13 protein-coding genes and 1 riboswitch are annotated in these 11,813 nt (G+C 41.5%); of the genes, 9 read left to right on the forward strand and 4 right to left on the reverse strand.

Annotated features, from left to right (window positions below; genetic code table 11):
- Positions 1-16: 16 nt before the first annotated feature.
- Both MHI53_RS02440 and MHI53_RS02445 read right to left on the reverse strand, forming a co-directional pair.
- Entirely contained in the window at positions 17-673 is a 657-nt protein-coding gene (locus MHI53_RS02440) for a VTT domain-containing protein (protein ID WP_061140558.1), read from the reverse strand.
- Positions 674-793: 120 nt separating this feature from the next.
- Entirely contained in the window at positions 794-1,279 is a 486-nt protein-coding gene (locus MHI53_RS02445) for a QueT transporter family protein (protein ID WP_061140559.1), read from the reverse strand.
- Positions 1,280-1,284: 5 nt separating this feature from the next.
- Positions 1,285-1,329, reverse strand: a riboswitch (PreQ1 riboswitch).
- Between the two features lie 163 nt (positions 1,330-1,492).
- Between MHI53_RS02445 and MHI53_RS02450 the strand changes: the two genes are divergently transcribed.
- Positions 1,493-1,990 carry a YbaK/EbsC family protein gene (locus MHI53_RS02450; RefSeq protein WP_340372671.1) on the forward strand — a complete coding sequence of 166 codons (498 nt, stop codon included), beginning with the start codon at positions 1,493-1,495 and terminating at the stop codon, positions 1,988-1,990.
- Between the two features lie 130 nt (positions 1,991-2,120).
- Entirely contained in the window at positions 2,121-2,933 is an 813-nt protein-coding gene (locus MHI53_RS02455) for a hypothetical protein (protein WP_340372672.1), read from the forward strand.
- A gap of 90 nt (positions 2,934-3,023) precedes the next feature.
- Here MHI53_RS02455 and MHI53_RS02460 read toward each other — a convergent pair whose 3' ends face one another.
- The gene (locus MHI53_RS02460) at positions 3,024-3,320 is read right to left on the reverse strand and encodes a DUF3892 domain-containing protein (protein ID WP_340372673.1); all 297 of its coding nucleotides are present in this window, start codon (positions 3,318-3,320) and stop codon (positions 3,024-3,026) included.
- Between the two features lie 248 nt (positions 3,321-3,568).
- On the opposite strand from MHI53_RS02460, the gene MHI53_RS02465 reads away from it, so the two are divergent.
- From MHI53_RS02465 to MHI53_RS02495, 7 genes are all read left to right on the forward strand, one after another.
- On the forward strand, positions 3,569-4,966 hold the full coding sequence (locus MHI53_RS02465; RefSeq protein WP_340372674.1) for a M28 family peptidase: 1,398 nt from the start codon (positions 3,569-3,571) through the stop codon (positions 4,964-4,966).
- A gap of 241 nt (positions 4,967-5,207) precedes the next feature.
- The gene (locus MHI53_RS02470; protein ID WP_340372675.1) at positions 5,208-5,633 is read left to right on the forward strand and encodes a DUF5082 family protein; all 426 of its coding nucleotides are present in this window, start codon (positions 5,208-5,210) and stop codon (positions 5,631-5,633) included.
- Positions 5,633-5,920 (forward strand): YwqI/YxiC family protein, encoded by a 288-nt coding sequence (locus MHI53_RS02475; RefSeq protein WP_340372676.1) that lies wholly within the window; start codon positions 5,633-5,635, stop codon positions 5,918-5,920. The genes MHI53_RS02470 and MHI53_RS02475 overlap by 1 nt, the downstream gene beginning before the upstream one ends.
- On the forward strand, positions 5,917-7,887 hold the full coding sequence (locus tag MHI53_RS02480) for a T7SS effector LXG polymorphic toxin (RefSeq protein ID WP_340372677.1): 1,971 nt from the start codon (positions 5,917-5,919) through the stop codon (positions 7,885-7,887). Before MHI53_RS02475 ends, MHI53_RS02480 begins: the two co-directional genes overlap by 4 nt.
- A gap of 3 nt (positions 7,888-7,890) precedes the next feature.
- The gene (locus tag MHI53_RS02485; protein ID WP_061140567.1) at positions 7,891-8,358 is read left to right on the forward strand and encodes an immunity protein YezG family protein; all 468 of its coding nucleotides are present in this window, start codon (positions 7,891-7,893) and stop codon (positions 8,356-8,358) included.
- Positions 8,359-8,702: 344 nt separating this feature from the next.
- The gene (locus tag MHI53_RS02490) at positions 8,703-9,332 is read left to right on the forward strand and encodes a deaminase domain-containing protein (protein WP_340372678.1); all 630 of its coding nucleotides are present in this window, start codon (positions 8,703-8,705) and stop codon (positions 9,330-9,332) included.
- Between the two features lie 28 nt (positions 9,333-9,360).
- A complete protein-coding gene (locus MHI53_RS02495) occupies positions 9,361-9,717 on the forward strand; it encodes an Imm3 family immunity protein (RefSeq protein ID WP_061140568.1) in 357 nt (118 codons plus the stop codon).
- A gap of 824 nt (positions 9,718-10,541) precedes the next feature.
- On the opposite strand, the gene MHI53_RS02500 is transcribed toward MHI53_RS02495, so the two are convergent.
- Positions 10,542-11,798 carry a DUF445 domain-containing protein gene (locus MHI53_RS02500; protein ID WP_061140570.1) on the reverse strand — a complete coding sequence of 419 codons (1,257 nt, stop codon included), beginning with the start codon at positions 11,796-11,798 and terminating at the stop codon, positions 10,542-10,544.
- Positions 11,799-11,813 lie beyond the last annotated feature (15 nt).

An 11,813-nucleotide genomic window follows, 5' to 3' on the forward strand; every position in this document is an offset into this window, starting at 1 on the left:
ACAGGAACCTAGGCGGTTACCTGTTTTTTCGGAAGATGCGTTGGCTCTTTTTCTTTTTCATCCGTTTGTAGATCATGAAAAATGATAAAAAGAGCAGTGCGAGTGCAGCTAACGTATATTGGTTCATCTCCATAGTTAGCAGGCCATATGGAATCAGCGATAGAAAGAAAAAGTAAATCAGGTTTCCCAGTGTCGTTGCCAATAAAAAATCCTTGAATGTAACCGAACTGACTCCTGCTGCCAGGTTGATCAGGCTTGTAGGGATAAGCGGGAAAACCCTTCCGGTAAAGACATACATAAAACCGTGCTCCACAACACTTTCTTGCCATTTTTTATCCAGCTTCTTCAAAAGAAGGTCTTGAAACCAGTTTCTTGCAGCATAGAAGATCAATCCTGATGCTACTACACTCGTCAACCAACTCCAAAGGTAACCATATAAGAAGCCAAATATCGTGACATTGATCGTCAGGAGCAAAATTAATGGGATGATCGTAAATGAATTTTGGACAAACATTAATACGAATGTGACCAAAAAGGTGAGCGTGAGGTTTTCCTTCAAGATGCCAATAACTGACTCCAGGTCACTTTTCCATACTAAAGTGAATAATTCTGCATTTGTGTAAATGAATATTGCAATACCCAACAGAACAATCAAAGTCAGTAATTTTTTCAAAGGGTCACCACCATTCTTACTTATAGTTTACCAGCTTCAGGTTCATTGGTGAAAAAAGAGCTGTCGCAAAATGCAGACAGCTCTTTTACAGTATAGTAGGTTCAGGAAGCGATGATTCCTTTAAAGCCACTTTTCAAACTGAATTCTTTTGTTCATTGCATAAATGATTGGCGCACCAACCAAAAGGACAACGAATTCACCAACTGCTGTGGTGCCCCAGCTTAACCAAAGCGGTAAGTCCAAGGCAAGGTTCAGTTCTATTGCAATCAAGAACATTGTGAACGTGAAAAAGATAATCGTCGCGATCATCCGTCCTTGGATACTTTTAATGAAACGCGAAACAAAAATGACCAGCAGCAGGGCGAGTATGGATTGCCCGACCCCGAAAATCAAGTCAAACGGAACCATGGGTGAAAATAGCAGATTCGAAATGAATACACCGCCTACGATGCCATAGATGTATTTTTTATTGAATACTATCAGATGGTTCAGCATTTCCGGAACCCGGAATTGGTATGCGCCAAAAGATATGGGTTGAAACACGAATGAGACCGCCACATATAAGGCAGCCAAGATCCCGCTTATCACGAGGGTACGATTATTCATTTTATTCTCTCCTAGTTTTTTATCGTGGGATGGTTACGAACCACGTATAGGTTTTTGCCTGAAGCTTAATAGTAGTCTAAATATGCCCCTTTCGTCAATTTGTAAAGAATGGTTATTGCACGACCTAGCTCCATGTAGGCCAAACGGAATTTTGATTTCTTGCATGGAAGGATGATATTATTTTTATAGAGAAGTAGAAGGAGTGAGAGTGACGTGTCAATTGAAAGTGTCAAACATCATTTTAAAAAATGGAATCGAGAAGGCGAAGTGATGGAGTTCGAAACATCAAGCGCTACGGTTTATGAGGCAGCGGATACCATTGGTGTGATTCCTGCGCGGATCGCTAAGACCCTATCCTTCAGGGGGGAAGGTGACAAGGCGATTTTGGTTGTAGCGGCCGGGGATGCAAAAGTCGATAATAAGAAATTTCGCCAGTCATTCGGTTTCAAGGCAAGGATGCTGGCTCCTGATGAAGTGCTCCAACAGACTGGGCATGCTATCGGCGGCGTTTGCCCATTTGGACTGGCCAACGAGCTGGACGTTTTTCTCGATGTATCAATGAAGCGGTTTGAGTCGATATTTCCCGCTTGCGGCAGTACGAATTCTGCCATAAAGCTTACACTTGCTGAATTATTGGAATATTCAGGCGCTGAGGGGTGGGTTGATGTGTGTAAGGATTGGGAAGAAGTGATAATCGAGGAAAAAGGTTAGGAACGGCTGTTATTTTATGAAACGGAAAGATTCGCATCAGTTGGAAATCGCTCGATTACAGAAAAATAACCTGTGAAATCGCCCCAGCTGAAGATGCTCGTGAAGAAATCCCCTAAATGGAGCGTGAAGGATGTTAACCGGAAGCCATCGAAAAAACAATAGCAGCTACCTTAGTCTAAAAACTCTTTATGAAGAAAACATCACGGTCAAGAGTATAGCCCAAGAGCTTGAAGCCTGTCACAAAAATGATGAAGCGCTGGATATACGTAATGCGCTGGAAAAAAAGAATTTCGATATCATGGCTGTGCAAGATCAAGGGGACATCATCGGATATATCGAAAGGCACGAGCTTGGTGAAGGAAGGATTTCGAGGTATTTGAGACACTTTTCACCAAGGGAGCTTGTTTCGGACTCAACCCCCTTGATTCAGCTTCTTCATATTTTCAAGAAAAAAACAAGGGTGTTCGTGCTGGAGAACAACTCAATCAAAAAGTTGATTACCCATGCTGACCTTCAAAAGCCGCCTATCAGGATGCTGATATTCGGCTATATCACCCTATTGGAAATGAGGCTGAGCGATATCATTTTGCATCGATTCGGCGATGGCGGCTGGCACTCCATGATAAGCGAGGACCGTCTGGAAAAGGCAACCGAATTATATCGGCGCCGAATCGATAAAAATGAAGACATCAATATAATAGAGTGTCTGCAAATCAGTGATAAGTTCGATATTATCCATAAAGATCAGGAAATGAGGCGCTTTTTTCAAATCCCTTCAAAAAGTAAGGGGAGGAAGGATGCGAATGCGATCCGGAAATTGCGGGATAAGATTTCGCATGCCAATGAATTGGGGCTGGACATGTCCTGGATGGAAATCATTGAAGTGGTCGAATGCTGCGGTCAGCTGCTCGAAATATCCGAATCCTATCAGTACGAGAAGTAAGAACCAGGCATCCATACTGGTTCTTTTTTTGTTTTTGGTACTTCAATCAAGAGAGAAAGCTGCCTATATTTAGGCAGCTTCCCCAAGGTATTAAAACTCTGGCAGTTGGTCGAGATTATTTTCCTTGATGCCATCAGGCTCACTCCGCAATATGTCACGTCCATATTTATGAAAGACATCAACATTGGCAAGCTGACCTGCCTTCGCCTCGGAAAGGGCAGTAGGGTAGTCAAGTTCGCGGCCGGAATTCGTCTTGATGGCAATGATATTGTCATCATCATTTTTCCTGACAGCAATGATTTCTTCCTTTCCAGTTGAATCAGGCTGATTTGCTTGCGGTGTACCCTGCTGTTTATAGGATTCATAGGCTTTTTCAAATTGGACCATGTTTTTGACACCTCCTATGTATAGGGTGAACTAATTGTTCTGCAATATACAAACCTCATCCAGCTACGCTGTCGACGTATGTAAATACTGAATGTGGTACTTTTTGCATGATTCGATAATCCTGTAAATTTCTTTATTCTGGTAAAAAGCTACTTTCGTCATGGCTGAATAGGGATGAACCTACCTATTTAGATATCTTTTGCTATTGTAAAATTATGGAGTGGAACTATGAAACTGGGAGGCAATCTATGAAAAAACAATTTCTATCATTTACACTAATCGCTGGAATGGTCCTTCATCCATCAGGGACAGTCCCTGCGTTGGCAGCAACACATCCTGCTCCGGCGCATCATGCTGCATCCGCAGATAAGCAGGTCGTTAAAAGGATCGATGTCGAAAAAATCTACAGAAATATTGATTACCTCTCCAAAACACCTCGAGTGGCCGGTACTGAATCAGAGTACAAGGCCGTCCAGTTCATCAAAAAGCAATTCAAATCATACGGCTATAAAGCCAATATCGAAAAGTTCAATTTTTTATCCTATACGGATCCAAATCGGGTTGAGCTATCCATTGGCGGCTTTGATGGGGAAATCAAGCCAAACCATTTAACTTATTCAGTGAATGGAAATCCATCCGGTGAACTGGTATATGCCGGCCTAGGAACGAAGGAAGAGCTTGAAAAAGCAAGTGTCACAGGGAAAATTGCCCTTATCCAAAGAGGCAGTCTCACTTTTGCAGAGAAGGTACTGAACGCGGCAGAAAAAGGCGCGGCGGGTGTCATCCTGTACAATAATGCAGATGGCGAATTGAATGGAACCCTCGGAGGGGACAATGATCAGTATATTCCTTCTGTCACGATCACGAAAAAAGATGGAGAGGCCCTGCTGGAAAAAATGAAGGCAGGAGGCAATTTGACCGCTTCATTAAAAATCGAAGGGGCTCATACTGGAGAAAAAACCTCTTATAACGTGGTGGCCATGAAAAAGGCTACCAAGAACATGAAAGCTAAAAAAAGCGATATCATTTATATCACAGGTCATCATGATTCCGTCGCTGGAGCACCGGGAGCGAATGATGACGCATCGGGAACGTCTGTCACACTTGAACTTGCCCGGGTATTGAAGAATCTTCCCGCTGATACGGAAATCCGCTTCGTTACCTTCGGCGCCGAGGAGAATGGTCTGCTAGGTTCGCAGCATTATGTCGGGAACCTCCCTGAGGAGGAGATCAAGCGGACGATCGCCAACTTCAACCTCGATATGGTTGGAAGCAGGGACGCTGGAGATTTGGTGATTTTAAGTAATGATGGCGAAATGAATCTTGTGACCAATCTGGCTCAGGCATCAAGTGCCAGGCTGAATGGGACGCCTACTCCTTATGGGCAAGGCGGCCGAAGTGACCATGTATCCTTCGCCGAGGCTGGGATTCCCGCGGCCTTATTCATCCACAGTCCTTCAGAACCTTGGTATCATACTCCTGATGATACCATTGATAAGATCTCTAAGGAAAAGCTTCAAGATGTTGCTGAAATCGTCGGCACTGCTGTCTATGACCAAGCAAAAATTGAAAAGAAAAAAACATTTCCACCTCAAGGGAAAAAGGTGAAAGCACCGGATTTAGCTGAAGAGAAAGAATTCAAGTAAGGAAGATGTACGAAGGGTAAGTTTTTTAGGGTGCATCCTGCACCCCTTTTTTTATGTTTAAAAATGGAAAATTAGGGGTAATAAGCCTAGGTTGGAACTGCTTTTATATGGGTGTAATTTCCTAATGTTCGAGCTTAAATAGCTTATTTATCCCTATTTAACTGTAAGACTATAATCCTTATAATAAAAAATATGAAAAATATGACAGTGATGAAGAATGATTTTTTGAGGTGATTACGAATTGCATGCAAATTCTTTAAGGGAGATTCACTCGGCCATCTCGGGCAGAATGTCGGATGTGAGTGAAAAAATCAATCGCTTGGAGCAGGCTAAACGACAAATCAATGAAGAACAAGATATATGCTTGGGAGAAATCAGGAAAATAATACATCCGGAATTGGCAGGAAGCTGGACGGGAAATCGAGCCGATGATTTCCAAGATGCCCGCAGCGATGCGTACAAGGCCATGTCTACGATCATTCATGCTGATTATGACGACTATCAAGAGAAAATCGAAGGAAAAATCACAATGCTGAATATAGAGAAAACAGCTTTGAGTGCAGCAGGCACCATAGCCCATGAAGCGGATGCCCTTTTGGAAAAAGGAGAAGCCGTCATTGATCAATTGGAAAGTAAACTATCATATTTAAAAGGGTGGTTGTTTTAATGACGACAATCAAGCTGAATCATCCTGCCGTAACGAAGCAGGTCGATCAGGTAAAGACGGCCCTTGGTGGCGTCAGTCTTGGACATGTACCAGCAGGAGAGCTTGGCAGCAATAAATTGGAATTTACCTCGAAGTGGATGGATCGGGAAACGAACCTTGAGAAGGTTTTCGAACAATATATTAAAATCGTCCAAAAAAATGTCGAAGATACCCGGGCCAATATCGATTTATTAAAAGAGCAGGATGAAGCCATCGCCCATACTTCACATGGGTATCCTGCGAGATGAAAATATACGAAGCCGAGAGCTTGCAGGACGCAACCAAGTCACGCGCCAAGCAATATGAAGAGTTAAAGAAGCAAATCAATGCCCTGAAGAAGGAATTTCAGGGGATCGTCGCCCTAGATCACGAGTTTCAAGGAGCCGGTGCTGCCGCCATCAAAAGCTTCTATGAAGCGCAGATCGACGTGGCGGACGCCTGGATTGAGCTATTCACGACGCAAATCAGTTTTTTGGAGGGCATTCCTGCCACTCTCGAAGATGCGGACCTCTCCGGTAATACGGTGGTGGAGGTTCCTTTTTTAGATGGGGAGGTTTCGAATGGCATCAAGCAAGCGAAGTCGCTTGTCGATGAACAAGCAAGCGATCTTAGCAGAATCCTGAACAGTATTGATGATATCCTACCTCTGGATATGTTCGACCAAAAGGATTTTAATGAAAAAATCACGCTGGCCGGGCATAGACTGGATGACACCGTGACAAAGGTAGAGAATGTCGACCGGCAATTGGTCGAGGAGTATGAAGTGTCTGTCGGGCAGGAAAACGTGGCGGTTGGCCTTTTCCGTGCCTTGCTTGATGCGACCAAACAGGACGGCACCATTTCGCCGATGACGTTCAACCAAACAGCCTTCAAGAATAGTGAAGTCTATCAAGTGAAGGATGAAGTCGCCGGTCAGATGAAGGAGTACCAGACCTTCAAAAAGGAACAAGCCGAAGCCAAGGAAATCGAACAAGAAATGGAAGAACTCGAAAACCGCCCATGGTACGAAAAAGCCTGGGATACGACAAAAACCTTTACAGGGGAATTTACGGGATATTATGATTCAATCAGGGCAACGACCGGGGTCGATCCAGTCACGGGCCGCAAGCTGTCCGATGCCGAACGAATCGCCGCAGGCGCCATGGCGGCCGCTGGGTTCATCCCCGTCGTCGGCTGGGCCGGACGGGCCATCAAGGGCGGCAGTGCCATCTACAAAACGGCCAAAGGACTGAACGCCGCGAATCACGCACTCGACGCTTACAAATCGACAAAGGGCTTTAGCCTTCTCCAGAAATCCGAATACGGGATATACGGACTCCTCGCCGCCAACGGCCTTGGCGAAGCCGCCACAGGCAAAGACATGTTCGGCAACCAGCTAACCGAGGAACAGCGCCAGAACGGCCTCTTGATGGCACTGGGAATCGGCAGTGTGGCTGGTGCAGCCAAAGTCGCCGATAAAGTAGCAAGTGGTACAAAGTTCATCCCTTACAGCAAGGAATTTGCGCAGAAGCAGGTTCAGAAGGTTCAAGCTTTCGGCAGGGAAATCGGCAAGGTGGAAGTTCCTCTCCGGATTAGGGTCGAAGAATTAGCGACGGCGTATGGATACAACTATAAATATGTCACTTTTGATAATACTACGGTTAAGGATATCGTGCAGAAGTTTACGGTTAAGAGTGATGGTGGTAAGGGTACAGGCAAAGTAGTGCTTGCAAAGGAATCCATTGAAATTACAAAAGTGGAGTATGGAAAGCATTATACAAGAGAGCGGATGAAGAAAGTTTTAAAACCGAATATTGAATATACATCCCCTGGTGGTCACGTATATAAAACAGACGAAAAGGGTCGTATAACAAGTGTAGAAGGTTCTCTCGACTTAGGTAGTGGTAAACGAAACAATTATGCTCAGCGAATTGCTGGAAGGGAAGACCGCTTGCCGGATGATCAAGGGGGCCACTTAATCGCCAGCATATTTAAAGGGTCTGGTCATCTAGACAACCTTGTTCCTATGAATGCAAACCTGAATATGGGAGAATGGAAAAAACTCGAAATATCTTGGGCAAAAGCTTTAGACAGTAATCCTCCTAAAACAGTAGAAGTGAAAATTTATCCTGTGTATGAGGGAAATTCAACTCGACCTACAAGTTTCGACATAGAGTATAAAATTGACGATGGCCGTTGGGATTTAAGAACATTTGAAAATAGAGCAGGGGGATAAAAAATGAATGAATCAAAACTAAATGAATATTATCAGAAAATAGCTCAAACAGTAAATGAGATGATTCCAGAAGAATGGAGTAAAGTTATTTTGTATGGAGAAGTTAATGAGGGGACAGGGACTGCGTTCTTTTTCTATCAGTCTAATATTAATGATAAACTCATATATAGTCACGATATCCCTGAATTACATAGTATTAGTAGAATAGAGTATAGAGATACTTGGCGGAGGTTAATAAAGGTTTTAAAAGAATTATCAGATGAATTTAAAGATAATAATCAAGAACAATGGACCAATTTAACTTTTACTTTAGAAAGTACTGGGGAATTTAAAGTTGACTATGATTATGAAGATTTATCAAATGCAGATGATCACGAAAGAAGGGTTATTTGGGAATATACTCGTTTGGGTCTTTTACCTGAAACTGAATATGATAAGAGTATTTTAGAAGAATACCTCAAGAAAGAATAATGGAGGATAAAAAAAGCTTGTTTTTTTGTATGACCTTAACGGTAAAGTTAAGGTCTTTTCATTGTAGAAATAGCATATGTATTGTTTTAAGTTATATCGGGCTTCTCATATAAAAGGCCGTTAGTTCTAAAAAAGATATATAGATAAGAATATGGATTTACTGACCTCAGACATCGTGATTAAATACAAGTGGTACAAAGTTCATCCCTTACAGCAAGGAAATTGCGCAAAAGCAGGTTCAGAAGGTTCAAACTACAATAACAGACATTGCGAGATCTGGAAAAGCCACGTTAAAAAATATAGGTGAAGAACTAGGTAAAAAAGAAATCCCTAAACGGATAAGTATGGAACAAGTATCCCTCGCAGGAGGACCAACCCTTCGCCAAGTTATGATGGAAAAGCAGACAATTAAGGAAGCCTATCAGAAATTCACGGTTAAGGATAGCAAAGTAGAGGGTGTTTCTGGGGAGAGTATTACTAAAGGTAAAGTGTATCCAACTAGACAAATAGATTCAGTAGCAGAAACACATATAATTGATAGAGTAAAAGAGCTAAGAGGAAATTTAACAAGTAGGTATAAGAAATCTGGTAATTTTGCTGTTGCAGAAGTGGATGTCAGTGGGATAAGTAAATCTGAATTTTATGCTCAAAGTAGCATAAATGAACTCAAAGGAAGTCTTGAGGATATGGTGCCTGATATTTCTTTACAACCTGAAAATCCAATGTTTAAAGCTACAGAAGCTATTGGTAAAGAGGGAGAGAGTTACTTAAGGAATACAGATACGGAGTATAAAATACTAAATGACATTGCTTCTGGGCTTGGGGAGAATACACAAGCTAATGGGAAAATTAAGTTATTTACAGAATTGGATACTTGTTACAGTTGTAGTAAAGTCATAGCAGAGTTTGCTGCTAAATATAAAAATATCGAATTAGAAGTCATACACAACAATGGTAATAGAATTATTCCTTAAACTTAATTTTGAATGGAGGAGAAAATTAATGAAAGATTGGGGATATAATGAATTATTTGATGCGATTCAGGAGACATATGAAGAGTTGTTAGAAGAAGATAGGGGATATAGGTATGCTATAGCAAAACTAGCTGATGAATTTGATAGATTAGGCAAGATAGAAGATTTTATTGTTGATACTGCTATTGGAGAGATAGCAATCGGCCATGAAAAAGTATATGTTGGGCGCATTGAAGGTATAACAAAAAGGTTAAGCATGTTTATCCCACAAGAAGCAGAATCTGACTTAACATTAGAAGAAATACAAGACTTATCGAAACGAATAAAAAAAGTAATACAAGGACTAAGAAATGCAGAGGTTGATTATAATTCATCAGCAGAATAGCAGGTGAAAGAAAAATATTTAATCATGAAGTGTTAACCTTGAGTGGACAAAGCCATTCGAGGTTTTTTAATGAATTAGACAGTTTTAAATCTTAGTATGTTATCTATGATGGCTAAGTGTTATTTTTATAATTTTTGAAATTACAGGAAACTAAACAAATGAACCAACTAGAAGCAAAAGAAATAATCGAGCAATTTCATAGTTTTTGCGCAGATAAAGCAATCAATGAAGAGAATGGGGATTGATATCAATCACCGATATAAATATAAAAAAGCATTATAGGGGCTTTTATGTCCAGATCCCAGTTTATCCTATGTTAAACAGGAACCGCGACGGTTTGTACCTCATGTACTGGAAAAAGGTTTGAATATCCACCCAATTCTTTAATTAAGCAAGCAAGCGATTAGTTTTACAAAAAGTGGGTATAAAGTATGGAGCGACCTTTCATTTAATAGCTAACACTAAGTTTTCTTTATGTTGAATAAGGAGAATTTGGTGGGAGGTGATTAAATGAGGAAAGTCTATGGTATTAAAAGTTTAATAAGTACCTTGAGTCGGTAAATCAGCCAATTACCGAAGAGGAGATCAATGATCTGATATTAAATAAAAAGATACCCCATCTCAGACCCATCAATAATTTACTGGTTTTTAATTTAGATCATATTGATGGCTGGCTTCATGACCAGCCATCCAAACCTTAACTAATGGAAGCCCTGCTTACAAGTGAATTTAAAGGGAAAAGCCGGCCAAGGTGTTTCATGAAAACCTTGGCCGGCTCCTTTTCTTTTTTATTAGTGGAAAGGGATCACCAGCTGGCGCATGACTCATAATAGCGTAAGCAGGGCTTGGATGCCGGTCAGGATGATCCCGATTATAAAACCGCATACGGCTCCGTTCACCCGGATCCATTGCAAGTCTTTTCCTACCCCATTTTCCATCATGTCGATCAGCGTTTCGTTATCTAGCTTATCGAGATTTTCCTGGACAAGATTGCCGATTTGCGTATGATTATTTTCAATGAGAGCAGTAATTTGCTTCTGGATCCATTGATCGATGCTGGTGCTATTTTCTTTCATATTATCCAGGACTCGCTGAATGATGGGGGTCAAGTAAGCGTCCATGAAATGCTCACCTTCGACGAATTCCAGTGCTTCTTGTTGAATTTGTTGTAGACCTCCCGTTATGGTTGCCTCGGGCTCCCATTTCGTTAGAAGTTGTTCCTTCCATTTTTCAACTCCTTGTAACAGTTCCCTGTTATCGTTAATGCCTTGAATTTCTTTCCTGATATATAAGATTAAAGCTTCTCTATTTGGTTCCTTCTCATTTTTTAAATTATTTACGACACTTAACAGAAGGTTTTGGATGATATTGCCCAGTTTCTCCTCGTTAAGCAAGCTTTGAATCGATTTAACGGCAAACTGAAGCATGCCCTCCAGTTCAATCTTGCTGAGTACATCCATGGAAACAGTGCCTAGCCTGTGTCCGGTTTCTTTTTGCCTTAACCAATCTTCAGCTTTTTTCAAAACATGGTCCAAAGCCTTTTTATCAAACTCTTCGTTTACTAACTGTGAACTTACAGCATGTAGAAGCTTGCTCATGTCTATGTTAGAAAGTGATCCTTTTATTTTTTTTGCAACAAAAGGCGTAATCTTTTCTATATCTATATAACATATCATTTGCTTAATAAGTTTAATCAGGACTTTTCTGAACGTGTCACTTTGTGTCTCTTTTACTATGACTGGGATCAATTTTTCTGTAAAAGGAATGTTTTTGACTTTATCCTGAATGCTCTCCTTAGACAGCCAATCGTTTTTCAGCATTGAAACCAGTGCATGGGTCATTCTTTTCCGGTTGTTGGGCAAGAGAGCTGTATGGGGGATCGGAATTCCAAGCGGATGGCGGAATAGTGCAGTGACGGCAAACCAATCTGCCAATCCACCGACAAGTCCTGCCTCGAATCCTCCGTGTAATAAATCCAGCGGCAAGGAACCTAGAAAGGGAGTGGTTGCAATATATCCCGCTCCCATGATCAATAATGAATACCGAGCTATTTTTCTTGACGATTTTATTTTTGGCGACATTTTATTCCCTCATCC

Origin of the sequence: Peribacillus sp. FSL E2-0218 (assembly GCF_037992945.1) — a bacterium.
Classification (GTDB): domain Bacteria; phylum Bacillota; class Bacilli; order Bacillales; family DSM-1321; genus Peribacillus; species Peribacillus simplex_B.